This window comes from Arthrobacter sp. StoSoilB5, assembly GCF_019977235.1.
In the GTDB taxonomy this organism is placed as follows: Bacteria; Actinomycetota; Actinomycetes; order Actinomycetales; family Micrococcaceae; genus Arthrobacter.
In genome coordinates this window covers 3,875,555-3,901,297 of sequence record NZ_AP024646.1, presented here as the reverse complement: position 1 = coordinate 3,901,297, position 25,743 = coordinate 3,875,555, and the positions used below count along the sequence as shown (strand labels likewise).

Below are 25,743 nucleotides of genomic sequence, written 5' to 3'. Positions count from 1 at the left end.
CTATGCAGCCCGGGAGGCGCAGCGTAGTGTGCCGTGCATGGACGCAATGCCCCAGCGACGTTTTGATCCCCTTGCCGCCGTGCGCACGGAGGGCGAGGGCCAATGCGACCTTCTCCTGGCGGGAACGGTCTTCCAGGACATCATCTTCACCGGACTCCCGCACTCACCCGAGCCCGGCACTGAAGTGTGGAGCGAAGGCATGGGCAGCTGCCCGGGCGGGGTTGCCAACCAAGCGATCGCCGCAGCCCGGCTTGGACTAAGGACGAACCTTGCGGCAGCTTTTGGTGACGACGGCTATGGGGATTACAACTGGCAGATCCTGGAAAGCCAGGAGCATGTGGACTTGTCCTTATCGCGTCGTGTCCGGGGCTGGCACTCTCCGGTGACGGTGTCCATGTGCGTTAACCAGGATCGGTCCATGGTCACCCACGGGCACCCGGCGCCGATCAAGGCCTCGGACCTGATTGGGCAGCCACCCAGGGCGCTCGCCGCTGTCGCAGACCTGGGCGAGGAGTTGGAACCGTGGATGCTGGCGGCGAAATCAGCGGGAACCAAACTTTTCGGTGTGGTGGGCTGGGACCCCAGCGGAGAGTGGTCACAGCGCAGGCTGGAGCAACTGGAACACTTTTACGCTTTCCTGCCCAACGCACCGGAGGCTATGGCATTCACGGGCAAGAGCGATCCCTGGGCAGCGCTCTATTCCTTGGCAGATCGCGTTCCGGTAGCTGTGGTGACGCTCGGAGCACAGGGCGCCATGGCCGTGGACTCAGAGACGGGCGAAGAGGAATGGGTGCCGTCGTTGCCCGTGAATGCGTACGATCCGACCGGCGCCGGTGATTGTTTCGGGGCGGCCTTCATTGTGGGGTGCTTGGCAGGGTGGAGATTGGGGGACCGTCTGCGGTTCGCGAACCTCTGCGCCTCACTGGCCGTACAACAAGTGGGCGGGTCCCTGGCCGCACCCGGCTGGGGCGACATCGCGGACTGGTGGCAGCGTGCCAACGCACGGAAGGAACGCCAATCGAGCCAGTGGCTGCGGCGGTTCGCCTTCCTTGAGCCGATCGTGAAGGACATCCCCGCCGAAGCCCAGCGGCGCGCCCGCGCCACGATCGCCCACTTGTCAGATGCCCAGTAGCAGAGGCTGCAGTTAACCCCACTTCACCCACACCACTAGAATCTCTAGGGTGACTTACGAAGCAGCTGCAGATATCGGGATCGGGTCGAAGGCCTCCATAGCAAAGTCAGCGGTGCTTGAGCGTTCCGCCGTGATCGACCTTGAAGCCGTGCGGCACAACGTTCGTCAGTTTGTTGCGATTGCGTCCCCGGCTTCCGTCATGGCTGTGGTGAAGGCCGACGCCTATGGCCATGGCGCAGTACAGGTGGCACGTGCTGCACTCGACGCCGGAGCGTCCTGGCTTGGTGTCGCCCATATTTCAGAGGCGCTGGCCTTGCGTGCTGCCGGCATTGACGCACCGTTGCTGGCATGGCTGCACACCCACGAAAGCAACTTCCAGGCCGCAGTCGCCGCCGGCATCGACGTCGGAATTTCCGGTTGGGAGCTGGACGCCGTGGTGGCGGCTGCCCGCGAACAGGAGCGCCCTGCGCGGGTCCATTTGAAGGTGGATACAGGGCTGGGCCGCAATGGCTGCCCTATCGCCGACTGGGACCAGTTGGTGGGTCAGGCCATGGAATACCAGGACGAGGGCCTGCTCCGCGTCGTTGGTATTTTCTCCCACCTCGCTGTGGCCGACGAACCGCACCGGCCCGAAACGGACCAGCAATTGGCGGTTTTCCGTGACGCGCTCGCCATGGCTGAGGATGCCGGCGTCGATACTGAGGTCAGGCACATCGCCAACACTCCCGCTGCGCTGTCCCGGCCGGACTCACACTTCGACCTCATCCGCGTCGGCCTCGGTATCTACGGGTTGTCGCCCTTCGAAGGGGTCACGTCCTCGGAACTTGGCCTGCACGCCGCAATGACCGTCCGGACACTCCTCTCCAACTGCAAAAAGGTGCCTCAGGGGCAAGGCGTTTCCTATGGCCTGAAATACCACACCAGCCAGGAGAGCACGCTTGGCCTGGTTCCTTTGGGCTATGCCGATGGCGTCCCCCGCATCGCTACTGGCGGTCCAGTTCGCGTCAACGGCGTCAACTATCCGGTGGTTGGCCAGATCGCGATGGACCAAATGGTGATTGATCTTGGACCGCTCACCCCTGAAGAAGCAGCCGGGCTCAAGGGCAGCGAAGCCGTCATGTTCGGCGACGGTGCCGATGGCGGCCCCACCGCGGATGACTGGGCGGCCGCAGCGGGAACCATCAACTATGAGATCGTTACTCGCATTAGCCCGCGCGTGCCCCGCAGCTACGTCAATGAAGCTCCGGCGCTACCGGAGGTAGAAGATGGCGCGCGGGCAGCATCGGAAACGGCGACTCTGTGAGCGAGCCGCTGGTCGAGCTTAGTGAACCACTGTGGGAACGCAGCCTGAAGGTCACGACGGCGGAAGAGACCCATGCGATTGGCGCAGCACTCGGCGGGGTGCTTGAGGCGGGGGACCTCCTTGTCCTGACGGGAGAGTTGGGTGCGGGGAAGACGACCTTCACGCAGGGGCTGGGGGAAGGCTTGGGAGTCCGTACCGGCATCATCTCCCCTACGTTCGTGTTGGTGCGGATCCATCCCAACCTGCCGGATGGCCCGCGGCCCGGGGGGCCGGACCTGGTCCACGTTGACGCCTACAGGCTGGAGTCAGCTGCTGAGATCGATGACATCGACCTTGAGAACACCATGGACACGTCCGTAACGGTGGTGGAGTGGGGAAGGGACCGGGTGGAGCACCTCTCGGACAGCCGCTTGGAAGTTGAGCTTCATAGGTCTGTGGGTGGCGTAGGCGTTGTGCCCGCCACCAATGACGCAGACAGCGGCACGGTGCTGGACTTTGACACCGATGACGATGACGAACCCCGCACGATCGTTTTCCGTGGCTTCGGTCCCCGCTGGGCCGAGGCGCCGAAGCTTCTTGAAACTACGATCTCCGAAGGAGGCAACTGATGCTGATCCTGGCCATCGATACCTCGGCAGTGGCCAGCGCCGCGCTGATTTCGGACGTTGCCATGGAAGGCGTGGTGGATTCCTTCTCCACCGAGGACACCCGCAGCCATGCCGAAGTCCTGGCACCCGGCATCGAGAAGCTCCTGGCCGGGGCCGGGGTTACCGGCGCCGACATTGACGTGATCGTCACAGGTGTTGGCCCGGGACCATTTACCGGGCTGCGCTCGGGTATTGTAACCGCACGCACCTTGGCTTTCGTCTGGAACAAGCCGCTGTACGGGTTGATGAGCCTTGACGCGATCGCCCTTGAAGTCGCGGAGTCCACTGCCGCCGTTCCCGAATTCCTGGTGGCTACTGACGCCCGCCGCAAAGAGGTCTATTGGGCGCGGTACGTCCTGGAGGAGGGCCAGCTTCCCCGGCTCATCGACGGACCACACGTGGGCTTCGCCTCCGAACTGCCGGACCTGCCTGTGTTTGGGGCCGGCGCTGGCCTGTACCCGGACGTTCTCCGTGCGGACGAAGACTTTGCGGACACCCAACCCGACGCGGCCTCCCTTGGCCAGGTCGCACTTGCCAGGTTGACGGCAGGGCAGGAACTCCTTGACTCCACGCCGTTGTACTTGCGTGAATCGGACGCCCAAGTGCCGGGTCCCCGGAAGCGTGCCCTATGAAACTGCGTCCTGTCATGAAGGCTGAATCGTGAAACTGTCACCCAAGCTGGAGCTCGCAGGCGTCTCCCTGCGCGAGATGACCCAAGCTGATGTCCCTGCAGTTGAAGCCCTGGAACGGCGATTGTTCCCGGTGGACGCCTGGCCCTTGCAGATGTTCTTCGACGAGCTGTCCCAGCCGGAGACACGCCGCTACGTGGTGGCCGAGATCGGGGGCCAGATCGTGGCGTACGCCGGCTTGATGTGCATTGCGCCAATCGCGGACGTCCAGACAATCGCCGTCGTTCCCGAATTCGAAGGCAAGGGCATCGGTTCTGCCATCCTGACCGAACTGATCGAGGAGGCGCGGCGGCGCCGCGCGGCGGATGTCCTCCTGGAGGTGCGCGCGGACAACCCCCGTGCACAGCAGCTGTATCTGCGTTTTGGATTCGAACAGATCCATGTCCGGCCGCGGTATTACAGGGACGGTACGGACGCGTTGATCATGCGCCTGCCCCTGAACACATGACACTGAACGAGCTACATTCCACAGAAGGAGCCCACGTGAGCGGCCCTTATTCAGACCAGCCGAAGCAGCCGTTGGTGCTGGGCATCGAATCGTCCTGCGACGAAACCGGAGTGGGGATTGTCCGCGGCACAACGCTGCTGACCAATACGGTGTCCTCCTCCATGGACGAGCACGTGCGCTTTGGCGGCGTCATCCCGGAGATCGCCTCGCGTGCGCACCTTGATGCCTTTGTCCCCACGCTCCAGGAATCGCTGCATGAAGCAGGAGTCACACTGGATGACATCGACGCCATTGCCGTCACCTCAGGTCCCGGTCTGGCTGGCGCACTCATGGTTGGCGTCTGCGCGGCCAAGGCCCTGGCTGTCGCTACGGGCAAGCCGCTTTACGCGATCAACCACCTCGTGGCGCACGTTGGAGTGGGGCTACTGGATTCAGGGCCCGACGCCGGTGCTTCCGCCGGCTTGGGTGCGGGCAAGCTGCCGGAGAACCTCGGTGCATTACTGGTTTCCGGGGGCCACACGGAGATTTTGCGTATCCGCAGCATCACAGACGACGTGGAGCTCCTTGGTTCTACCATCGATGACGCCGCTGGCGAGGCCTACGACAAAGTAGCCCGGATCCTGGGCCTCGGCTACCCCGGTGGCCCAGCGATCGACAAGCTGGCACGCCAAGGCAACCCGAAGTCCATCCGCTTTCCCCGTGGACTTACGCAGCCCAAGTACATGGGGACCGCAGAGGAGAAGGGTCCGCACCGCTATGACTGGTCCTTCAGCGGACTGAAAACCGCGGTGGCCCGGTGCGTGGAGCAATTTGAAGCCCGCGGTGAGGAAGTACCTGTGGCCGATATCGCCGCAGCATTCCAGGAAGCCGTGGTGGACGTCATTAGTTCCAAGGCGGTGCTGGCCTGCAAGGAGTACGGCATTACTGACGTGCTGCTTGGAGGTGGCGTTGCTGCCAACTCACGGCTGCGGGAACTGACCGGACAACGGTGCGTCTCGGCGGGCATCAAGCTTCACGTGCCGCCGCTGGGGCTCTGCACGGACAATGGTGCCATGGTGGCCGCGCTGGGCGCCCAGTTGATCATGGCCGGAATCGGCCCAAGCGGGGTAGCCTTCGCACCGGATTCCTCCATGCCCGTGACCACGGTATCGGTGCCTGCGTAGCCTAAGACCCCCGTCGGGACCCATGTATCGGGACCCATGTGTCGGGACCTGTGCGTCAGGACCTACGCGTCCGGGCCTTTGCGCATCTGCTGTACGAGGTCCATGACCACTGCCTGCAGGTCGCCGTTGTGTTCGGCGGCAACGCGGCGCTGGCGCTGGTAGCTGGCGCCGCGTTCGATGATCTTCATAACATCGGCAAGTTCATCAGAGCAGCCGAGCTTGGCTGCCACAGGCTTCAAACGTGCCACTGTTTCTGCGAGGTGCTCGGTGACCAATTGCTCGTTGCCCTTGGCATCCAGGATGATGATGGCTTCCATGCCGTAGCGCGCTGCACGCCACTTGTTCTCCTGGACGTGCCAGGGCGGCATGGTGGGGATGCTGCCGCCGGCATCGAGGATAGAGGAGAACTCGTCCACAAGGCATTGTGTCAGCGCTGCGATAGCGCCCACTTCCTCAAGGGTGGCCAGGCCATCGCAAATGCGCATTTCGATGGTGCCCAGGTTTGAAACAGGCCGGATGTCCCAGCGGATCTCAGAGATGGCATCGATGACACCGGTCGTGAACATATCCTGGACATAGGACTCGTAGGCTTCCCACGTTTCGAACTGGAACGGCAGGCCAGCGGTGGGGAGTTGCTGGAACATGAGGGCGCGCTGGGACGCGTAGCCGGTTTCCTCGCCGGCCCAGAAGGGGCTGGAAGCGGAGAGGGCCTGGAAGTGCGGGAAGTAGTTGACCAGGCCGTCCAGGATGGGGAGTACTTTGTCCCGGCGGTCAATGCCCACGTGGACGTGGACGCCGTAGATGACCATTTGGCGTCCCCACCATTGGGTTCGCTCGATCAGCTTGGCGTAACGCTCTTTGTCGGTGACGGGCTGGAGCAGGGGAGGGCTGAACGGGTGGCTGCCTGCGCAGAACACCTCCACTCCCATGGGATCGGTGACCTCGCGGACCGCCGCAAGGGAACGGCTGAGGTCCTCCTTGGCTTCGCGGACCGTTTCGCAGATTCCGGTAACGAGTTCCACCGTGTTGAGGAGAAGTTCGCGCTTGATGTGTGGGTGTTCGTCGTCCTCGTTGAGGTCCGGGTGGTTCGCGGCGACACCCTTGAGGACGTCGTTCGCGACTGAGACCAGTTCCCCGGTGCGTGCATTGACGAGCGCCAACTCCCATTCCACACCCAGTGTCGATTGCCTGGATGGCGCAAACTCAATCTGCACGTAGTCCCCTCGTTGTGTCGTTTTTTACCTGGACGCAACCCGCTGCGGGGCCGTCAGCGGTCGGCTCAAGTCTAGTGCAGCCGAAGCATCGGTGATTGCGGACCGGAGGAAGTTAAGCGCGGTCACGGGACTGAAGGTTATTGAAAAGAGTTGCTAATGAGAATGATTTGCAACTAGAATCTTGCCATGCACCTCACCGTCGTCAGCTCCCTGGACAGTCAATGCCGCGAAGCGGCCACCACCCGGCTTGGCCGAACCCACACCAACTCCGTAGTAGTCCTCCACGACCTCCTGGACGGTTCCTTGGTTCTGCGACGCGTCTACAGGGGAGGCCAGCTGTTCGAGCGCGAAACAACAATCCTGGAGCACGGATGCCTGAGCTGTACGGTCAGGTTGGATGTAGTGCCGACGGCGGAACGTCTCGCCGCTTGCGGGTTCGACCACGTGGTTCTGGGCCTACCTCCTGGCGTCGCAGCAGGGATGGCAGTCGCGGAACTCCGGCGCGGCCTCACCCAGCCGGCCCTCATGGACAACGCCATCCTGGCTTTGGACCCCGTGGATCTTGAGGATCACATCTGGGACCGTCACACCCTTTTTGAATCCGGCTTCACCTCGATGCCGGAGGATGACCGGACCAGTGGCGAATTCCTGATCGGCGAGTTCGGGCAAGTGGACACCGTCATGTTGCACCCCGGGCTGGGGGCGGAACTGTCGGGAAATCCTCGTGTGGGATCCGAAGAGTGGGTGACCGGCGTGGAGTTGCTGCGGCAGCTGGCACCCCACGCTGCAGCAATCGGTGCAGCCGATGACTTCAGATCGGGCTGCTTCGACGACGCCGAAGCGGCCGCACGTACCCGGCCCGGCGTGGTCCGCCTACCCTTGGACGATTCGCCCGGTTCCTTCCGCACGGTCCTCCACAAGGCCGGGAGGCCCCTGCATCCAGGTCGTTTCCGTGAAGCACTTCCCCAACTCGCGGCCGGAACCCACTGGCTCCGCGGACGTTTGTGGATCGCCTCGGCCGCCAAGACGCGGATTGCGGTACAGGGAATTGGGCCGCGCGTCTGGCTTGAGAGCACCGGGACATGGCTGGCGGACGCACCTACCGCGGGCGGCAACCCCAAGGTGCGGGCCGACGTCGACGCCGTCCTTGACTGGCACCCGCACTACGGCGACCGCGGTACGGACCTGGCCATGACCGGACGTTCCGAGGACATCGATCCCCAGGAAATCCGCGCCCTCCTGGAGGGCTGCCAATTGACCGAGGCCGAGATGGATCTCGACTTTGGTGTCTGGGAGGACCCCCTGGAACTCAGCGAAGCGCTATAACCCAGCCACCCGAAAGGCCAATCCACCAACAAGAAGGAGAATAACCATGAAGGTCAGGAACTCACTGCGTGCCCTCAAGAAGATTCCGGGCGCACAGATCGTCCGGCGGCGTGGGCGCACTTTCGTCATCAACAAAAACAACCCGCGCATGAAGGCCCGCCAGGGCTAACCCGACGGCAGTGTAAAAGGCCGTTGTTTAATGGGTGAATGCCAATCCTGAACAAAGACATGTCCCTGTGCATTTCGCTCGCGGCCCGGCCCAGCAACATCGGGACCCGGTTCCACAATTATCTGTATGACCTGCTCGGACTGAACTTTGTCTACAAGGCATTCGCCCCGGCGGACATCACTCTTGCAGTGGCTGGCATCCGCGGCCTCCCCATCCGGGGAGCCGCGGTGTCCATGCCCTATAAGGAAGCCGTCATCCCGCTTGTGGACGTGATGGATCCGTCGGCAAAGGCCATCGATTCGGTCAACACGATTGTTAACAACGATGGCGTCCTGACCGCGTACAACACCGATTACATCGCCATCGCGCGGCTCCTGAAGGACCACAAAGTACCCAGCAGCCACACAGTGCTGCTGCGTGGAGCCGGAGGAATGGCCAAAGCGGTGGCCGCAGCCCTCAGGGACGCCGGCTTTACGACCGTGACCATCGTGGCCCGGAACGAAACTACTGGGCGTGCGCTCGCGGACCTTTACGGTTTCGGCTGGCAGGACGACGTCAACGGCTCCACGGCCGATCTCATCATCAACGTCACCCCCTTGGGCATGGCGGGTGCCGATGAGCAAGCCCAGTCCTTCGACGACGCAACTATTGCCGCCGCGAAGATAGTGTTCGACGTCGTGGCACTTCCCTCCGAGACGCCGCTCATCACAGCTGCCCGCGAGGCAGGTAAGCCGGTGATCACGGGAGCCGAAGTCATCGCCATCCAGGCCGAAGAGCAGTTCGTCCTGTACACCGGCGTGCGCCCAAGCGCTGACCAGGTCCGCGAAGCCTCGGAATTCTCCCGCCGCTGACGTGGCCTAGAACGTCACGGGTTCCACGACTACGGCCACTCTCTCCTCGCCGATCCTGGTGAGGACCAGGGTGGCCGTTTTTGCGGGCTTGGTGTCGCGCTTGGATGGAAGCAGTTGTTTCCGCAGTTCTTCGGGAGTGACTGCCGTGCCGCGCTTCTTGATATCCAGTACCGTGATGCCATTCGTTTTGACCCAGGCTTTGAGGGCTTTGACGTTGTAAGGCATCACGTCCAGCACCTTGTATGCGCGGGCAAAGGGCGAGTCATGAAGTTCCGGGGCGCAGATGTAGGCGATATGTTCATCCACCAGGTGCCCGCCCAGGCGTTCTGCGACGTCGGCCACCAAGCCTGCGCGGATGACAGCACCGTCCGGTTCGTAGAGGAACCCTTCAACAGGCCCGACGGCGGCCACCGGACCGCCGTCGAAATCCTCGCCGCTGGTGAGCTCAGCAGCGCCCTGGGAACCGATGACAAGTGCCGCGCGCCGGATCCCGGGGCGGGCCACCGCGTTGAACCACAGCGTGACCTCCGTGACGTCACCACCTACGGAGACCCACTGCGCTTCACAGTTCGCTGGAACCGAGTCGTGTGGCATGCCGGGACCCATCTTGACTCCCACGGCACGGCCGGCTGCGGCCAGGCCTTCAACGAATGACAATGGGGGAGAGAACGCTTCCGGATCCCAGATCCTCTTGGTCCCGGACGTCGAGGTCGTGCGTCGTGCGGGATCCAGCCACACGCCGTCGATCCCGTCCAGGTCCACTGACGTGGCATCCGAATGCACCACTGTGGCGTGCGGGAAGGGCATGAGGTTGATGGTGGCGCATGCGGCAGTGGTTTCGTCCATTTCCACGGCGGTCACGGCAATGTCCATCGAGGCCAAGGCCATGGAGTCGGCTCCAAGGCCGCAGCCCAGGTCTGCTACGTGGGAAATGCCGGCCTTGGCGAAACGCTCGGCGTGCCGGGCCGCGACATTGAGGCGGGTCGCCTGCTCAAGTCCTGCCTGGGTAAACAGCATCTGCCGGGCAAACTCACCGAACTTGGCCTCCGCGCGGGTTCGAAGCCGGGACTGCGTCAACACCGCGGCCACCAGCTCAGGGGAGTGGCCTGCCTTTCGGAGATCGGCGTTCATGCTGAACGCATCCGCTTCGCGGTAGGGTCCCAGCGAGGCAAGGAGTTCCCATCCTTCAGTGGTCAGCAAGGGTGCGATCTGTTCCTGCGGTGCGTGAGACATGGGATCAAGCCTAATGGCGCGCGCCTTGACGCCGTGAGTTCGGAACCAGCCCGATAGGGTTGTTTTCATGGAAGACAACGCAGCTCCGCAGCCCTCCGACACGAACAACCCGGGTGGGAACCATTCCCCTGCCCCAGGAGCCGCAGAGCATTCCTCCGGCCGTTCCCTCGTGGCATACGCCCGTCCTGCCTTGATCGTGGGCGCCGTGATCGTTGTCATCTGCGTTGCCCTACTGATCGTCATCTTCGCCTTGGATTCATTCAACGCGGCGGCCTACTCCGTGACGGGCAAGAGCGTGAATGACGCTACTGACGAAGCCCGCGATATACGGGAGCTGTACAGCGGGGCCCGCATTGGCGGGATCATCGCCTTGGTGATCTCCGGCGTCGTTGCCCTCGCGGCCGCCGTCGTCCTGTATGTGAATCGCGGATCTGCGGCTGTGGATGAAGACGACGACGGCGAAGACTACGATCTCGATGACCTCACCGGGCGGTAACGGGAGTTCACCAACGACGAAATTCTGGCACTCACCTTGACCGAGTGCTAACGCTTACATAGAGTCTTGTTAGCACTCTCCCTCGGAGGGTGCTAATCACGCCAGGCGTCCACCGGCACCGCGACGACGGTTGCACGCCACGGCACCCTAGTTCTTAGTCCATGAATCAGCTCATGAAAAGGAGAGTCCGAGTGTCGGTCTCGATTAAGCCTCTTGAGGATCGTATTGTTGTTCGCCCGCTCGAAGCAGAGCAGACCACGGCTTCCGGCCTGGTAATTCCGGACTCCGCACAGGAGAAGCCGCAGGAAGGCGAAGTTGTTGCAATCGGCCCCGGCCGCTTCGATGACAACGGCAACCGCGTGCCGGTTGACGTAGCTGTTGGCGACGTCGTTATCTACTCCAAGTACGGTGGAACCGAAGTCAAGACCGGCGGCAACGAGTACCTCGTTCTGTCCGCCCGCGACGTCCTTGCGATCGTCGTAAAGTAACTTCCTGGAGCCCCGCACCGCAGCCGCGTTGGAATCATTCCGACCTTCTGCGGTGCGGGTTTTCTGTCTTGAAAGGACACAACCATGGCAAAGCAGCTTGCTTTTAACGATGCTGCCCGCCGGTCTCTTGAGGCCGGTATCGACAAGCTCGCCAACACTGTCAAGGTGACGCTTGGCCCGCGCGGCCGCAACGTCGTGCTGGACAAGAAGTGGGGCGCTCCCACGATCACCAACGATGGCGTGACGATCGCCCGCGAAGTTGAGCTTGACGACCCCTACGAGAACCTTGGCGCGCAGCTGGCCAAGGAAGTAGCCACCAAGACCAACGACGTCGCCGGCGACGGCACCACCACCGCTACGGTCCTGGCTCAGGCACTGGTCAAGGAAGGCCTGCGCAACGTTGCCGCAGGTGCCGCTCCTGGCGAGATTAAGCGTGGCATCGAGGTTTCCATTGAAGCCATCGCAGCCCGCCTCCTGGAGAACGCAAGCGAAGTGCAGGGCACCCAGGTTGCCAACGTTGCTGCTATCTCCGCCCAGAGCGACGAAATTGGCGAGCTGCTCGCCGAGGCGTTCGGCAAGGTGGGCAAAGATGGCGTTATCACCATCGAAGAATCCTCCACCACCCAGACCGAACTCGTCCTCACTGAAGGCATGCAGTTCGACAAGGGCTACCTCTCCCCGTACTTCGTCACCGACGCAGAACGCCAGGAAGCCGTCCTCGAAGACGCCCTGATCCTGATCAACCAGGGCAAGATCTCCTCGCTGCAGGAATTCCTGCCGTTGCTGGAGAAGGCGCTGCAGGCGTCCAAGCCACTGTTCATCATCGCCGAAGACATCGAAGGCGAAGCCCTCTCCACGCTGATCGTCAACCGTATCCGCGGCACGCTCAACGTTGTTGCCGTCAAGGCTCCGGGCTTCGGCGACCGCCGCAAGGCCATGCTCCAGGACATCGCTACGCTCACGGGCGCCCAGGTTGTTTCCCCGGACCTTGGACTTTCGCTGGACACTGTTGGCCTCGAGGTACTGGGTACGGCACGCCGCATCACGGTCACCAAGGACAACACCACCATCGTCGATGGCGCCGGAACCGAGCAGGACGTTGCCGACCGCGTGGCCCAGCTGCGCGCCGAGCTCACCCGCACGGACTCCGACTGGGACCGCGAGAAGCTGCAGGAACGCCTTGCCAAGCTGGCTGGCGGCATCGGTGTCATCAAGGTTGGCGCAGCCACCGAGGTTGAGCTGAAGGAAAAGAAGCACCGCATCGAGGACGCCGTTTCCTCCACGCGTGCGGCCCTTGAAGAGGGCATCGTTTCCGGTGGCGGTTCCGCCCTCATCCACGCCCTCAAGGCACTGGACGAGTCGCCCGCCGTCAAGGCCCTGGAAGGTGACGCGGCAGCTGCTGTTGGCATCGTCCGCCGTGCCTTGATCCAGCCGCTGCGCTGGATCGCCCAGAACGCTGGCTTCGACGGCTTCGTCGTCGTTTCCAAGGTCTCCGAACTCGAGGCCAACCACGGCTTCAACGCCAAGTCCGGCGAGTACGAGGACCTGATCGCTGCTGGCGTGATCGACCCCGTCAAGGTCACCCGCTCCGCACTCCGCAACGCCGCTTCCATCGCTGCCCTGGTTCTCACCACCGAGACCCTGGTTGCCGAGAAGCCGGCCGAGGAAGAAGACGCACACGCAGGCCACAAGCACTAATCGCCTGTTCGAAAAAGCCCTGGTCACCTTCGCGTGGCCAGGGCTTTTTTCTGCCCTGAACACGCCCCACGCAACCCAAAGAGGGTGAAAACAGGGGTCTGCGAACCAAGGAAGGTCAGGAACCCGCACGGTTCCTCTCGGACGCGGGGACCTATTGTGGGACTTACGACGGCGGCGGTACCCTGACGCTAATACGGCGGCTTGGGTGCGCCAACCGGGTAGCTCCCGGTCGCGGAATGAGTGTTCACTATGTCGGTCACAGCCTTGGATCTGGGACGCTCGGCGTTCTCCGAGCATCGCTGGAGCGATGCGCTGGACTGCCTTGCCCGGGCCGATTCCGAAGGTGGCTTGCCTGCCCGGGACATGGAACTGGTGGCATCCGTGGCAATGCTGCTGGGCCATGACGATGACGGAGTGAAATACCTGACGCGGGCCCACGAGGAATTCCTGACACTGGGCGACATGGCCGGTGCGGCGCGCTGTGCGGCGTGGCTGGTGCTGTTCCTCATGGACATCGGGGAACCCGCGCGAAGTTCCGGTTGGATGTCACGCGCCCAGCATCTGATTGCCGAAATGGAAGAGCCCACAGAAGCGGAGGGCTACCTCCTCATCCCATCCGCCCTTGGTTCACTGTACGGAGGAAACCCCGCGGCCAGCCACGAGCTGTTTGGCCGGGCCTTTGAAGTGGGCCAGCGTTTCCACGACCGGGATCTCATGGCGTTGGGCCAGCTGGGCTTGGGCACGGCTACGATTACCCTCGGCTCACCGGACGAGGGATTGCAGCTCCTCGATGAAGTGATGTTGTCCGTCACCGCCGGCGAGGTCTCGCCCATACCTTCCGGGATCATCTACTGTGCGGTGATTGGAAGCTGCAGGCTGGCCTTGGATGTCCACCGCGCCCAGGAATGGACGGCAGCCTTGGAACGGTGGTGCGGGGACCGGCCGGACATGGTGATGTTCAGTGGGCAATGCCAATCGCACCGCGCAGAGCTGTTCATCCTGCATGGCGCCTGGAACGATGCCTTGGCCGCGGCCCGCATCGCCCAGGACCGTTCCCGTCGGGGCGATCCGGAAGCGGCCTGGGGAGCTTGGTACCAACAGGCTGAAGTCCTCCGCCTCAGGGGCAGGCTGGACGAGGCCGACGCAGCCTACGCCAAGGCAGGGGAGACCGGTTACGAGCCATTGCCCGGCCTTGCGCTTCTACGCATGGCCCAGAACAAAACGTCCCAAGCGCAGGCCATGTTGCACCGTGCAATGTCCGGAGCGGATCCGGCCAACCGGTGCAGGCTGCTTCCGGCCGTGGTCCAGGTGGAGCTTGCCGCGGGGGACCTCGTCGCAGCCAGGGCGGCGGCGGATGAACTCGCAGCGCCGCTCCACGAAGCCAGCCGCCCCTTGGAACGGGCGCTATCAGCGCAGGCCGAAGCCAGCGTTCTCTTGGCCGAGGGGAGTGCCGAGGCCGCACTGATGTCCGCCCGGAAGGCCTGGCGGCTTTGGTACAGCCTTGAGGCTCCGTACGAGGCCGCCCGGTGCCGGGTGTTGGCTGGTCGTGCCTGCGTCGGGTTGGGCGATCCCGACTCTGCAGACATGGAATTCGAAGCCGCCACAGCCGAGTTCGCTGAACTCGAAGCAGTGCCGGCCATGACCGAGGTGCTCGGGCTCAGTGCGGGAGCCGGCACGGTGAGTGGCGGCGGGGGCGGTGGCGGCGATGGTTCCATGCTCACTGCCCGTGAGCTTGAAGTCCTGCGGCTCGTAGCTGACGGAAAAGCCAACAAGTCGATTGCGCGGGAACTGTACCTCAGCGAAAAGACCGTTGCCCGGCATGTCAGCAACATCCTCAACAAACTCGCCCTGCCATCCAGGGTCGCTGCGACCAAATATGCCTTCGAACACCATTTGATCAAGTGATGTTCTCTCACATCCCACAGCTTTTCTCCCGATGTTCTCTCACATCCTGCGGGGTTTTCCCTGGATGCTCTATCACTTCCCGGGCATGCGCATTAATACCCATGCCCCATCCAACGGAATGCGTCATTTGGCCGACGCGGCGGAGGGCACCGGACTCATAGCTTGGGCTTATGAACATTCCACTGCTCGCCGGCACCGTATCCACCGTGCTCTTTGCATCCAGCATGCTGCCCATGTTGGTGAAGGCAGTCCGAACCAAGGACCTGGCCTCCTACAGTTTGAGCAACATCACCCTGACCAACATCGCCAACGCCGTGCATTCCTTCTACGTCTTCGATCTTCCGGCCGGACCCGTGTGGCTGCTTCACTCCTTCTATGTGGTGACGTCGGCCTTGATGTTGGTGTGGTGCCTGCGGTACGGGAAGGTTCCCGCTGAAACCCCAGCAACTGAAACCCCGGCAACGCGGGATCATCCAAGGCCCATGGCGGCTGCCGCCATCGCCCACGAGTGATTTCGCGTTGGATCAATAACGAGACAGGAACAGTCATGAAGAAAGAGAGCGACCCACAGTTCGATACCGTCATCGTGGGCGGCGGCCAAGCCGGCTTGGCCCTCGGCTATTGGCTGGCCCAACGGCACCACAACTTTGTCATCCTTGACGAGAATGCGAGGACTGGCGATGCGTGGCGCCAACGGTGGGATTCGCTTCGGCTCTTTACGCCGGCCAAGTATGACGGTTTGCCGGGCGCACCTTTTCCGGGAGACCCCTTGGCGTTTCCCAGCAAGGATGAGTTGGCGGACTACCTTGAAAAATATGCACGGCGCTTCAGTCTTCCCCTGGTTCACGGAGTCCGTGTTGACGAGGTGCGGGAGCATGGCGGCCGTTTCCTTGTGAGCTCTGGCGATCGGTCCTGGACTGCCAGCAACGTAGTGGTAGCTACCGGTGGATATCGCGTTCCCAAGCAGCCGGCATTCGCCAATGAGCTGGATCCGGGCACCGTCCAGCTTCACTCACAGGACTACAAGAATCCCGGACAACTCCAACCAGGGCCGGTCCTCGTCGTAGGACTCGGCAATTCCGGCGCGGAGATTGCCCTTGAGGCCAGCAGGACACACACCACGTTGCTGGCGGGCAAAGCCAGTGGGGAACTTCCTGTTCGCCATGGACGCGCTGCAGCCCGGTTTGTCCTGCCTGTGGTCCGTTTCGCAGGACTGCACGTCCTGACGCTGAACACTCCGGTTGGCCGGAAGGTGGCGCCGGCATTCAAGACCATGGCGGCACCTTTGATCCGGACGCGCACCAAGGAACTGCGTGGCGCGAAGGTGGAACTGCTGCCAAGGATAGCCGGGGTAAAGCAAGGCAAACCGGTGCTTGAAGAGGGCCGGCCATTGGACGTCGCGAACGTTATTTGGTGTACCGGATACCGCGAGGACTACTCGTGGCTGAAGCTCCCGTACCAGGACGGGGATGGAGCTCCGGCCCACAAGAGGGGAGTGGTGGAATCTGTGCCCGGACTCTACTTCATCGGCCAGGAGTTTCTGTTCGCGGCAGTCTCGGCAACACTTCCCGGAGTGGGCCGCGATGCCCGCTATTTGGCACAGCGGATCACAGCGGAACAGCCGCTGGCAGCAGAGCCTCGCCCGGCTTTGGCCTAGTTCCCCGGGGTTCAAACAGACCTGCCCGAGCACAGGCCACGCACAGTTTCATCTTTGCAAATGCATAGTCCAACCTGAGCTAATGGACACTCGTAAGGCGGTTCCACAGGCTGGCCCGACTGGGGCGGGCGCCCGGAACGGCGTATGATGGATGCTTTGTGCAATAGCCTTGAGGAACTGCCTAACGTGACTACATCAACGATCCGACCGCCCGCCCGTCCCAACAGGCGGGCTACCGGTCCCGTTGTAAAGTCCACTTTCCGACCCGAAATCCAGGGCCTCCGCTCGCTCGCTGTCCTCATGGTGGTGAGCTACCACATCTGGATTGGGCGGGTATCAGGCGGGGTGGATGTCTTCCTGCTGATCTCGGCATTCCTCATGACGCTCCAGTTCACGAGCCGCTTCAAACAGCGGCGCCCGATGGACTTGTTGCGGCATTGGCTGCACCTGTTCAGGCGCCTGCTGCCCGCAGTGGTTGTTGTCCTCCTGGGAACACTGGCTGCCACCTTTGCTTTCCTGCCTCCCACCCGCTGGGTGGAAGTGGTCCACCAGGCCTGGGCTTCACTGTTCTACTACGAGAATTGGCTCCTGCAGACCCTGGCGGTCAACTACTACGCCACCGACCACAGCCTCGCCAGTCCCGTGCAGCACTTCTGGTCGCTTTCCATCCAGGGCCAGGTCTTCATTCTCTGGCCAGTGATCTTCGCCGTGATAGCGGTCATCTGCCGCAAATTCGATCTCCGATACCGGGCCTCGCTCGCTTACGTATTTGCGCTGATCTTCGTCGTGTCCCTGACGTACTCCACTATTTTTACGGCCAACAACCAGGCGGTGGCCTACTTCGACACCTTTGCCCGGCTTTGGGAGTTTGCACTCGGAACCCTTGTTGCCTTGATCCTGCCTGCCCTGGACTTTTCCAAACCCGTCCGTGTGGTGATGGGGTGGATCGGCGTGGCTGCCATGCTCAGCTGCGGCATTCTGCTGCAGGTCCAGACGGCGTTTCCTGGCTTTGTAGCGCTCTGGCCCACTCTGGCTGCGGTTGCTGTGATCGCTGCGGGTCAGACCGGTAGCCGCTTCGGAGTGGATCGTATCCTGAGCTCCAAATTCCTGGTCAGGCTTGGCGATAACTCCTATGCCCTCTATCTCTGGCACTGGCCCATTCTGGTCATCGCCTTGGCCTGGAGTGGCAAGGACCATGCCGGCTGGCTTTCCGGCACCGCCATCGTGGCGTTGGCACTGGTCCTGGCGTTCCTGACTACCAAGTACGTGGAGAAGCCCTTCCGGGAGTGGAAGTGGCCCGAAGTGAAACGCCGCCGCGCAGCCATTTCCATCGCTGTTTGCCTGGCCTTGGCGTGCACGCCGTTGCTTGGCTTCGAGTACAAGCAATATCTGGACCAGAAGGCCGCCGAAACGCAGGCGTTCAATGACAACCCAGGAGCGCATGCACTCCTTCCCGGGTACGTGGACCAGGTCAGCAAGGATGCCAAGACGCTGCCTACGGCAGAGCAGCTACCTGAGGATTGGGCACACCTGGGTGGGACGTGTGAGGGTGATTCCCGGCCGGAGGACAAGTCGCTGCAGGAGAATTGCCAGCAGAACGGCGTGGGGGACGACGCCACCAAGAGCATCATTGTCTTGGGCGATTCCCATGCCCAGCAATGGCTGGCCGCACTGGGCCCCCTCGCTGAGGCTGAGCATTGGAAAGTCACGGCTCTCCTGCTGGGCGGATGCCCCTTCATGCCGGACAACGCCGACGCTGACCAACACTGCAACGATTTCAACTCGGCCGCTTCCAAGTACGTGGCAGCCCACACGCCGGATTCCGTGTTCATGGTGGGCACCAAGGCGGCCCCGTCATCTCCGGATGAGGAGTTGGTGTACGGCTTTGAACAGACCGTCACCAACTTCAACGACCTCGGCATCCAGGTGGTTGCCATCCGTGACAACCCACGGTTTGACCACAACGTCACCGAATGTGCGCTGTCCAAGGGCGTGGACAGCAGCGAGTGCAAGTCTGACCAGCATGACGTCCTGGCCGCGGAGAGCCCCTTTGCAGCTGTACAGGGAAAGTTCGGCAATGCCGCATTCCTGGATATGACGGATCTCCTGTGCGACGGTGTCCAGTGTCCCAGCGTCATAGGAAATGTGTTCGTCTACTTGGACGATAATCACCTGTCGAAGACCTACGTCACCAGCATGGGTGAAATGTTCGACGAAAGGTGGTTTGCCGCGACGGGGTGGACGCGATGAGCAACAACATGGAACGGACGACTGCGGAACGCGGCTTCCGCCCTGAGGTCCAGGGCCTGCGCGCCCTGGCTGTACTGATGGTGGCTGCGTACCACATTTGGCTCGGCCGGGTATCCGGTGGGGTCGACGTCTTCCTGCTCATCTCGGCTTTCCTGCTTACCCTGTCGTTTACACGGAAGCTCGAAAACCACAAGCCCCTGAGCCTCCTGCGGCATTGGCTCCACGTGTTCAAGCGGCTGCTGCCCGCCGTCGTCGTTGTCTTGTTGGCAGTCCTGACCGCCACGTGGGCCTTCGTCCCGCAAAGCCGGTGGCCGGACGTGCTCGCCGAGGCGTGGGCCTCGTTGCTTTACAGGCAGAACTGGCAGCTAGCTGACTCTGCCGTTGATTACTATGCCCAGGACCACTCCGGGGCCAGTCCTCTGCAGCACTTTTGGTCCTTGTCCGTCCAAGGCCAGGTGTTTATCCTGTGGCCGCTGATTTTCGCGGCCGTGGCCCTGCTGCAGCCGCAACTGGCAAAAATGTTCCCGGGGCGCAAGGGCTTGGCCCACCGGCAGCTGCTGTTCGTGGCGTTCGGCGTGGTCTTCGTGGCTTCGCTGGTGTATTCCATCGACCAGACGGCCCACAACCAGGCGTATGCCTACTTCGATACCCGTGCGAGGCTGTGGGAATTCGCGCTGGGGTCCCTGCTGGCATTGGCTCTCCCGTACCTCAAACCGGGACGCTGGCCTCGGGTAGTCCTGGGTTGGGCCGGTCTGGCCGCCATGCTTTCGTGTGGGCTGATCCTCACTGTCGACCGCTCCTTCCCAGGCTTCGTGGCCTTGTGGCCGACCCTCGCGGCAGCGGCGGTTATCGTCGCCGGCCAGAGCAACAGCCGCCTGGGTGCGGACCGCGTGCTCAGCTCAAAGCCTTTGGTCCTGGTGGGAAACAATTCCTACGCCTTGTACTTGTGGCATTGGCCTGTCCTGGTGTTCTTCCTGCTCCTCACGGACACCACGAGCCCCAACCTCCTGCAGGGCCTGGGCATCATGGCCGTATCCATGGTGCTGGCTATCGCCACCACACGGTATGTCGAGATGCCGATGCGCCGCTGGGAGTGGCCGGACGCCCGGTCCTGGCGGGCCGTCGTCGTGATTGTTTCCTGTGGTGCGTTGCTGGCGCTGCCGGTAACTGCTTGGCAGGGTGCCATCTCCGCGGAAAGCGTGGCGATAGCCGACCAGCCCAGGGAACTGACGCCCGGTGCTGCAGCACTTTCGCCTGAGAACGCGGGGCAACCGACGCCTGAGGCAATGATCATTCCCGCACCGGCCGCCATGAAAGATGAATGGGCTGACATCGACGGGCTGTGCACAGGCGCCAACGTCCCAACGGATCCGTTGCTGCAGGGTTGCCTCCAGAATGATGAACCCGAGGTAGTGACCAAGAGGATCGTGGTGCTCGGTGATTCGCATGCCCAGCAGTACATGGCCGCCCTCGGTCCGATCGCCAAGGAGCACGGTTGGGAAGTGGTCACACTGCTGAAGGGGAATTGCCGGTTCGGTGCCGAATCTCCCGAGCGTGCTGGCGACTGCAACGACTTCAACAAGGCAAGTGCCGCTTACGTCATGGAACATAAACCCGATGCTGTGTTCACCGTGGCGTCATTGACCCACGTCACGGCCCCGTTCGAGACCGAGGTGCCTGGCTATTTGGAAGGCATCAAACCCTTTACGGATGCAGGAATCGACGTCGTCGGCGTGCGGGACAACCCGCGGTTCAGCATTAACATGCCGGAGTGCGTGCAGAAGAAGGGCCCCGAATCGCCTGACTGCAACCCTCCCTTGGAGGATTCCCTGGCGGCTTCCTCGCCCTTGGACGATTACGTGGGCAAGGTGGATCGGTTGTACCTGATGGACATGAGCGACTTCATCTGTGAAAAGGGCACGTGTCCGGCAGTGGTTGGGAATGTGTACGTCTACAAGGACGACAACCACCTCACCAAGACCTACGTGCAGAGCATGATTCCGATGTTCGAGGAGCGGCTCCTCGCCGCGACGGGCTGGTCAGAGCGCTAGCCCCGCCGCCCGCGGGAGCATGGAACGCACGACGTCGGCCTGCCGCCAGTGCCGTTGCTCACACTCAGGCGTCGCGGAATATGGCGATCGCCGCGGAGGTTCTACTATTTATTCAATACCCGAAGCACCTTTGCCTTGCAGTACCTCATGCACAGGCCAGTACTTTATGCACAGGCCAGTCCCGTAATGACGGGCTGGTCATCAGTTGCAACCCCTACCAGTTATAGCCCCCGGAACCCAGGTAAGAGGCCGCACTCATGACCCAGCCCGAACACGATCCCTTTGGCTTCGTAGGCCTGACCTACGACGACGTCCTGCTCCTCCCCGGGCACACTGACGTCATCCCCTCTGACGCGGACACGTCCTCCCGCATTTCCAAGCGGATCACGGTGCAGACGCCGTTGCTTTCTGCTGCCATGGACACCGTGACTGAGTCCCGCATGGCCATCGCGATGGCCCGCCAGGGTGGCCTGGGCGTGGTGCACCGCAACCTGTCCATCGATGACCAGGCTGAGCATGTGGACCGCGTCAAGCGCAGCGAATCGGGCATGATCACCAACCCGCTGACCATTGGCCCGCAGGCCACGTTGCAGGAGCTGGACGAGCTGTGTTCCCGCTACCGTGTCTCCGGCCTTCCCGTGGTGGACACGGACGGACGCCTGCTGGGCATCGTGACCAACCGCGACACCCGGTTCATTCCGGAATCGGAATTCCCGCTGCGCAGCGTCAGCGATGCCATGACAAAGATGCCGCTCATCACCGGGCATGTGGGCATCAGCCGCGAGGAAGCCTCGCACAAGCTGGCCACCAACAAGATCGAGAAGCTCCCTCTCGTTGACGAGCAGGGCCGCCTCAAGGGCCTCATCACCACCAAGGACTTCACCAAGGCAGAGCAGTACCCGCTGGCCACCAAGGACGACGAAGGCCGCCTGCGCGTAGGTGCTGCCATCGGCTTCTTCGGTGATGGCTGGGAACGCGCCATGAAACTCATCGACGCCGGCGTGGACGCCCTGTTTGTGGATACCGCCAACGGCCACTCCCAAGGTGTGCTGGACATGATCCGTCGCCTGAAGTCGGATCCGATTGCTGCCCACGTGGACATCATCGGTGGCCAGGCTGCAACCCGCGAAGGTGCCCAGGCACTGATCGATGCCGGTGCCGACGGCATCAAGGTAGGTGTGGGCCCGGGCTCTATCTGCACCACCCGTGTCGTCGCCGGCGTAGGCGTTCCGCAGATCACCGCCATCTACGAATCCGCCAAGGCTGCCATCCCGGCGGGCGTGCCGCTGATTGCCGACGGCGGGCTGCAGTACTCCGGCGATATCGGCAAGGCCTTGGTCGCCGGTGCTGACACCGTGATGCTGGGCTCGCTCCTGGCTGGTTGCGAGGAGTCCCCGGGCGAACTCATCTTCGTCAACGGCAAGCAGTTCAAGAGCTACCGTGGCATGGGCTCCCTTGGTGCCATGCAGTCCCGTGGAAAGAACACGTCCTACTCCAAGGACCGCTACTTCCAGGCCGACGTTTCCGGCGATGACAAGCTCATCCCGGAAGGCATCGAAGGCCGCGTGGCGTTCCGCGGACCGCTGGCTTCGGTGGCCTACCAGCTTGTGGGCGGCCTTCGTCAGACCATGTTCTACACCGGCGCTCCCACCATTGCCGAGCTCAAGGCACGCGGCAAGTTCGTCCGTATCACTCCGGCTGGCCTGAAGGAATCGCACCCGCACGATATCCAGATGACCGTAGAGGCGCCGAACTACGGTTCCCGCTGACCACTCCTGTTCCCCGCGGACGTTTCCGCGGGGAACAGCTGTTTAAGGGCGGCAACGGAATGTCTGCGGGGAGGAATAGGCTGGGGACATGTCCGAAAAGCCCGCACAACCGCGGCACCCGGAGTCGGTCCGCCTGAACTCAGTCCAACCCGGCAAAGCGCCCCGCAAGCTTGCGCTCCGGCCGTACGCCCGCGCCGTCGGGCAGGTCCTGAAGGTGAGCTTCAAGGCATCACCCGTGGCGGTCATCATGAAAGTGGCCGGGTCACTGATTTCGGCCACGTTGCCGCTGGTTACCACCTACTTCGCCGCGTTGACCACCACAGCGTTGGCCGCCGGTTATGCGGGGGATCCCGACGCCGGTCCGCGGGCGATCCTGTACGTCATCATTACGGCAGCGCTGGGGCTGTTCTGGGGCGCCTTCAGCAGCGTCGACCGGTACATCCAGCAGTTGATGAGCTTCAAAGTGGGCGCGATCGTTGGCGACATGATGTATGAGCGCTTCCTGGCACTGGAGTTTTGGCGCTATGACGACAAGGAAACGGTGGACCTCTACGATCGCGCCAAGCGATTCTCGGATTCCTATGCGCGGGTCCTGGACCGGATCGCGGCCATTTTTACGCAGTTGGTTTCAGTCATCCTGGCAGTGGGGGCGCTGCTGCTGGTCAGTTGGTGGATCGCGGTCATTGTCCTCATTGCGATCGTCCCGAGCGTCTACCTGCAGTTCAAACTCTCGCGCGAGCAAATAGCCCACTGGAATACCCAGGTGGATTCGCGCCGGCAACGGCGCATGATCGAGACCAACCTCCTGCGGCCCCAGCACATTGCCGAGATGCGGCTCTATGGAATCGTAGGCTATCTGATGGGCCTGCGTTCGCGGCTTCGCGACGCTGACGAGCGCCGGCGCCTGGACTTCCAAAAGCGCTACATCCCCAAGCAGCTCGCAGCGGACGCCCTGCAGTACGGGGCCGAGGTTGTTTCGTTGATCTGGGTGGTGGGACAAATCATTGCCAGGGCGCAACCCGTAGGGCAGTTCCTCTATATCCAACAGATCGTCAGCCGGGCCCTTTCCACCGCCAACAACCTGGTTTCGTCGCTGAGTTCCATTGACGAAGACCTTGCCAACCTCAAAGACTACGAGCTGTTCATGGCACTTCCCGTGCCCAGCGGCCATGAGCCTCCTTTGGTGAAGTCGCCTTCCGTTGTGGAAATGCGGGACATCCGCTTCAGCTATACCGGGAGTGACATTGAAGTCATCAAGGGCATTTCCCTGACCATCAGGGCAGGCCAGCACATTGCAATCGTTGGTGAGAATGGTGCGGGAAAGTCCACGCTGATCCGGATCCTGGCAGGCCTGTACCGGCCGGATTCAGGCCAGGTATTGCTTGACGGCGTCGATCTCACCGGAATCGACGTGACCAGTTGGCACCGGCACTTGGCGGTCCTGAGCCAGGAATTCCTGAAGTATGAATTCGCCACTGCCGCGGAGAACATCTACCTGGGCGATGTCCGCCAACCGCGGGACGATTCCCGCATTCGGCGTGCCGCATCAGATGCCGAGGCCATGGAGTTCATCAACAAGCTACCCAACGGCCTGGAAAACCATGTGAGCAACTGGATGGAGGATCCCCGGGGACGCAAGGGGAGCGGCCTCTCCGGTGGGCAATGGCAGCGGCTGGCCATGGCGCGTAACTTCTACCGGGATGCCTCCTTCATGGTCATGGACGAACCGACCTCGGCCATAGACGCTTTGGCGGAGCACCGGATCTTCACGCGGCTTTTCGCGGACCGGAACAGCACCATCATTGCCATCAGCCACCGGCTGGCCACCATCGAGAAGGCAGATGTTGTGTACATGCTCGAAGATGGCCGGATCGCCGAAGAAGGGACACACAAGGAGCTTGTGGCTTTGAGGGGCCGCTACTTCCGGATGTTCGAATCCCAGCTCACCGTGGAAGAGACCAGCCAGAACACCCCCTAACAGCCGGTTGGAAACAGAACCTGGTAGGCGGTTGGAAACAAAACCCGGGAGCCGGTTGGAACAAAACGGTTGCTTGGTTTTGGTGGGATAAACTCGAGCAGTGACTTATGAGATTGAGATTGGCCGTGGCAAGCGTGGGCGTCGTGCCTACTCCCTGGATGACATCGCGATCGTTCCGAATCGTCGGACGCGCGACCCGAAGGACGTCTCTGTCTCCTGGCAGATCGACGCCTATAAGTTCGATATGCCGGTGATTGCCGCTCCCATGGACTCCGTGATGTCGCCGGATACCGCCATTACTTTGGGCCGGTTGGGTGGTCTCGGCGTCCTGGACCTTGAAGGCCTCTGGACCCGGTACGAGAACCCACAGAAGGTGCTCGACGAGATCGCCGGCCTGGCCAACGAAACCAGCAGCCCGGCAGTCACCCGCCGGATGCAGGACCTGTACCAGGCGCCCATCCAGCCGGAACTCATCAGCTCCCGCTTGGCCGAGATCCGTGCCGCAGGCGTCACTGTCGCGGGCTCCCTGACCCCGCAGCGCACCCAGGAACACTACAAGACCGTGGTGGCCGCCGGCGTCGACATCTTCGTCATCCGCGGAACAACGGTCTCCGCTGAGCACGTATCCAAAAACCACGAACCGCTGAACCTTAAGCAGTTCATCTACGAACTCGATGTCCCTGTGATCGTCGGTGGAGCAGCTGGTTACACGCCGGCCCTGCACCTCATGCGCACGGGTGCCGCAGGCGTCCTCGTTGGCTTCGGCGGAGGTGCTACCACCACTACGCGCCGTGCACTCGGCATTCATTCGCCCATGGCGTCGGCCATCTCGGACGTCACTGCCGCCCGGCGCGACTACATGGATGAGTCCGGTGGGCGTTATGTCCATGTGATTGCCGACGGCGGCATGGGCAGGTCGGGCGATATCGTCAAGGCCATCGCAATGGGTGCGGACGCCGTCATGCTGGGCAGCGCCTTGGCCCGCGCCGAAGAAGCACCCGGCCGCGGCTGGCACTGGGGGCCGGAAGCGCACCACCTCGAATCGCCCCGCGGCGACCGCGTCAACGTCGGCACAGTTGGCCCCCTGGAGGAAGTCCTCTTTGGGCCCGGGCACCACACGGACGGCACGTCCAACCTTATTGGCGCCCTGCGCCGGTCCATGGCAACCACCGGGTACTCGGACCTCAAGGAGTTCCAGCGTGTGGATGTCGTAGTGTCCCCTTACGCGGGCAATTAGGACTCCTGCCAATCGGGCCGAGCAACAAGTAGGGTAGGG

Annotated in this window: 22 protein-coding genes; 20 read left to right on the top strand and 2 right to left on the bottom strand. The window is 62.5% G+C overall.

Annotation, left to right across the window (positions count from 1 at the left end):
• The first annotated feature begins 37 nt into the window (after positions 1-37).
• Genes LDN75_RS17625 through tsaD form a run of 6 tightly spaced genes read left to right on the top strand, consistent with a single transcriptional unit; the run spans position 38 to position 5,382 of the window.
• Positions 38-1,132, top strand: coding sequence for a carbohydrate kinase family protein (locus LDN75_RS17625; protein WP_223933891.1), 1,095 nt, complete (start codon positions 38-40; stop codon positions 1,130-1,132).
• A gap of 49 nt (positions 1,133-1,181) precedes the next feature.
• Positions 1,182-2,435, top strand: coding sequence for an alanine racemase (alr, locus tag LDN75_RS17620; RefSeq protein ID WP_223933890.1), 1,254 nt, complete (start codon positions 1,182-1,184; stop codon positions 2,433-2,435).
• On the top strand, positions 2,432-3,043 hold the full coding sequence (gene tsaE, locus LDN75_RS17615) for a tRNA (adenosine(37)-N6)-threonylcarbamoyltransferase complex ATPase subunit type 1 TsaE (protein ID WP_223933888.1): 612 nt from the start codon (positions 2,432-2,434) through the stop codon (positions 3,041-3,043). The genes alr and tsaE overlap by 4 nt, the downstream gene beginning before the upstream one ends.
• The gene (tsaB, locus tag LDN75_RS17610; RefSeq protein ID WP_223933886.1) at positions 3,043-3,714 is read left to right on the top strand and encodes a tRNA (adenosine(37)-N6)-threonylcarbamoyltransferase complex dimerization subunit type 1 TsaB; all 672 of its coding nucleotides are present in this window, start codon (positions 3,043-3,045) and stop codon (positions 3,712-3,714) included. Before tsaE ends, tsaB begins: the two co-directional genes overlap by 1 nt.
• A 28-nt stretch (positions 3,715-3,742) precedes the next feature.
• Positions 3,743-4,219: a ribosomal protein S18-alanine N-acetyltransferase gene (gene rimI / locus LDN75_RS17605; RefSeq protein WP_223933884.1), complete on the top strand. Its 477-nt coding sequence runs from the start codon at positions 3,743-3,745 to the stop codon at positions 4,217-4,219.
• Positions 4,220-4,254: 35 nt separating this feature from the next.
• Positions 4,255-5,382 carry a tRNA (adenosine(37)-N6)-threonylcarbamoyltransferase complex transferase subunit TsaD gene (gene tsaD, locus LDN75_RS17600; protein WP_223933882.1) on the top strand — a complete coding sequence of 376 codons (1,128 nt, stop codon included), beginning with the start codon at positions 4,255-4,257 and terminating at the stop codon, positions 5,380-5,382.
• Positions 5,383-5,444: 62 nt separating this feature from the next.
• Here the strand turns inward: tsaD and LDN75_RS17595 are convergent, their stop codons facing one another.
• On the bottom strand, positions 5,445-6,596 hold the full coding sequence (locus tag LDN75_RS17595) for a glutamate--cysteine ligase (protein ID WP_223933880.1): 1,152 nt from the start codon (positions 6,594-6,596) through the stop codon (positions 5,445-5,447).
• 186 nt (positions 6,597-6,782) lie between these two features.
• Here LDN75_RS17595 and LDN75_RS17590 point away from each other — a divergent pair, with 186 nt between their 5' ends.
• From LDN75_RS17590 to LDN75_RS17580, 3 genes are read left to right on the top strand one after another with little or no spacing between them, the layout of a single operon-like run.
• A complete protein-coding gene (locus LDN75_RS17590) occupies positions 6,783-7,922 on the top strand; it encodes a GTP-binding protein (protein ID WP_223933878.1) in 1,140 nt (379 codons plus the stop codon).
• Between the two features lie 46 nt (positions 7,923-7,968).
• Positions 7,969-8,091 carry a type B 50S ribosomal protein L36 gene (ykgO, locus tag LDN75_RS17585; protein WP_011775528.1) on the top strand — a complete coding sequence of 41 codons (123 nt, stop codon included), beginning with the start codon at positions 7,969-7,971 and terminating at the stop codon, positions 8,089-8,091.
• A gap of 38 nt (positions 8,092-8,129) precedes the next feature.
• Entirely contained in the window at positions 8,130-8,942 is an 813-nt protein-coding gene (locus LDN75_RS17580) for a shikimate 5-dehydrogenase (RefSeq protein WP_223933876.1), read from the top strand.
• Between the two features lie 6 nt (positions 8,943-8,948).
• On the opposite strand, the gene LDN75_RS17575 is transcribed toward LDN75_RS17580, so the two are convergent.
• Positions 8,949-10,175: a class I SAM-dependent methyltransferase gene (locus tag LDN75_RS17575; protein WP_223933874.1), complete on the bottom strand. Its 1,227-nt coding sequence runs from the start codon at positions 10,173-10,175 to the stop codon at positions 8,949-8,951.
• A gap of 67 nt (positions 10,176-10,242) precedes the next feature.
• On the opposite strand from LDN75_RS17575, the gene LDN75_RS17570 reads away from it, so the two are divergent.
• From LDN75_RS17570 to LDN75_RS17520, 11 genes are all read left to right on the top strand, one after another.
• Complete coding sequence (locus tag LDN75_RS17570; RefSeq protein ID WP_223933872.1) at positions 10,243-10,671, top strand: hypothetical protein; 429 nt, start codon at positions 10,243-10,245, stop codon at positions 10,669-10,671.
• A gap of 191 nt (positions 10,672-10,862) precedes the next feature.
• Entirely contained in the window at positions 10,863-11,159 is a 297-nt protein-coding gene (groES, locus tag LDN75_RS17565) for a co-chaperone GroES (RefSeq protein WP_011775524.1), read from the top strand.
• Between the two features lie 84 nt (positions 11,160-11,243).
• Positions 11,244-12,857, top strand: a complete 1,614-nt coding sequence (gene groL / locus LDN75_RS17560) for a chaperonin GroEL (protein ID WP_223933870.1) — start codon at positions 11,244-11,246, stop codon at positions 12,855-12,857.
• 249 nt (positions 12,858-13,106) lie between these two features.
• Positions 13,107-14,762, top strand: a complete 1,656-nt coding sequence (locus tag LDN75_RS17555) for a response regulator transcription factor (protein ID WP_223933868.1) — start codon at positions 13,107-13,109, stop codon at positions 14,760-14,762.
• A gap of 170 nt (positions 14,763-14,932) precedes the next feature.
• The gene (locus LDN75_RS17550) at positions 14,933-15,274 is read left to right on the top strand and encodes a hypothetical protein (protein ID WP_223933866.1); all 342 of its coding nucleotides are present in this window, start codon (positions 14,933-14,935) and stop codon (positions 15,272-15,274) included.
• 35 nt (positions 15,275-15,309) lie between these two features.
• Entirely contained in the window at positions 15,310-16,419 is a 1,110-nt protein-coding gene (locus tag LDN75_RS17545; protein WP_223933864.1) for an NAD(P)-binding domain-containing protein, read from the top strand.
• Between the two features lie 147 nt (positions 16,420-16,566).
• Positions 16,567-18,669 (top strand): acyltransferase family protein, encoded by a 2,103-nt coding sequence (locus LDN75_RS17540; protein ID WP_223937621.1) that lies wholly within the window; start codon positions 16,567-16,569, stop codon positions 18,667-18,669.
• Positions 18,666-20,720, top strand: a complete 2,055-nt coding sequence (locus LDN75_RS17535) for an acyltransferase family protein (protein WP_223933863.1) — start codon at positions 18,666-18,668, stop codon at positions 20,718-20,720. Before LDN75_RS17540 ends, LDN75_RS17535 begins: the two co-directional genes overlap by 4 nt.
• A gap of 257 nt (positions 20,721-20,977) precedes the next feature.
• Positions 20,978-22,489 (top strand): IMP dehydrogenase, encoded by a 1,512-nt coding sequence (guaB, locus tag LDN75_RS17530; RefSeq protein ID WP_223933862.1) that lies wholly within the window; start codon positions 20,978-20,980, stop codon positions 22,487-22,489.
• 88 nt (positions 22,490-22,577) lie between these two features.
• Positions 22,578-24,467 (top strand): ABC transporter ATP-binding protein, encoded by a 1,890-nt coding sequence (locus LDN75_RS17525; protein WP_223933860.1) that lies wholly within the window; start codon positions 22,578-22,580, stop codon positions 24,465-24,467.
• 100 nt (positions 24,468-24,567) lie between these two features.
• Positions 24,568-25,704 carry a GuaB3 family IMP dehydrogenase-related protein gene (locus LDN75_RS17520; RefSeq protein ID WP_223933859.1) on the top strand — a complete coding sequence of 379 codons (1,137 nt, stop codon included), beginning with the start codon at positions 24,568-24,570 and terminating at the stop codon, positions 25,702-25,704.
• The last annotated feature ends 39 nt before the right edge of the window (positions 25,705-25,743 follow it).

What these genes read in the sequence shown, in the direction of transcription:
- ykgO (WP_011775528.1), top strand. Translation starts at nt 7,969, where the DNA reads ATGAAGGTCAGGAACTCACTGCGTGCCCTCAAGAAGATTCCGGGCGCA.
- LDN75_RS17625 (WP_223933891.1), top strand. Translation starts at nt 38, where the DNA reads ATGGACGCAATGCCCCAGCGACGTTTTGATCCCCTTGCCGCCGTGCGC.
- LDN75_RS17575 (WP_223933874.1), bottom strand. Translation starts at nt 10,175, where the DNA reads ATGTCTCACGCACCGCAGGAACAGATCGCACCCTTGCTGACCACTGAA.
- tsaB (WP_223933886.1), top strand. Translation starts at nt 3,043, where the DNA reads ATGCTGATCCTGGCCATCGATACCTCGGCAGTGGCCAGCGCCGCGCTG.
- LDN75_RS17555 (WP_223933868.1), top strand. Translation starts at nt 13,107, where the DNA reads ATGTCGGTCACAGCCTTGGATCTGGGACGCTCGGCGTTCTCCGAGCAT.
- groL (WP_223933870.1), top strand. Translation starts at nt 11,244, where the DNA reads ATGGCAAAGCAGCTTGCTTTTAACGATGCTGCCCGCCGGTCTCTTGAG.
- LDN75_RS17535 (WP_223933863.1), top strand. Translation starts at nt 18,666, where the DNA reads ATGAGCAACAACATGGAACGGACGACTGCGGAACGCGGCTTCCGCCCT.
- guaB (WP_223933862.1), top strand. Translation starts at nt 20,978, where the DNA reads ATGACCCAGCCCGAACACGATCCCTTTGGCTTCGTAGGCCTGACCTAC.
- LDN75_RS17545 (WP_223933864.1), top strand. Translation starts at nt 15,310, where the DNA reads ATGAAGAAAGAGAGCGACCCACAGTTCGATACCGTCATCGTGGGCGGC.
- LDN75_RS17570 (WP_223933872.1), top strand. Translation starts at nt 10,243, where the DNA reads ATGGAAGACAACGCAGCTCCGCAGCCCTCCGACACGAACAACCCGGGT.
- LDN75_RS17550 (WP_223933866.1), top strand. Translation starts at nt 14,933, where the DNA reads ATGAACATTCCACTGCTCGCCGGCACCGTATCCACCGTGCTCTTTGCA.
- LDN75_RS17580 (WP_223933876.1), top strand. Translation starts at nt 8,130, where the DNA reads ATGCCAATCCTGAACAAAGACATGTCCCTGTGCATTTCGCTCGCGGCC.
- LDN75_RS17590 (WP_223933878.1), top strand. Translation starts at nt 6,783, where the DNA reads ATGCACCTCACCGTCGTCAGCTCCCTGGACAGTCAATGCCGCGAAGCG.
- LDN75_RS17525 (WP_223933860.1), top strand. Translation starts at nt 22,578, where the DNA reads ATGTCCGAAAAGCCCGCACAACCGCGGCACCCGGAGTCGGTCCGCCTG.
- LDN75_RS17540 (WP_223937621.1), top strand. Translation starts at nt 16,567, where the DNA reads ATGGATGCTTTGTGCAATAGCCTTGAGGAACTGCCTAACGTGACTACA.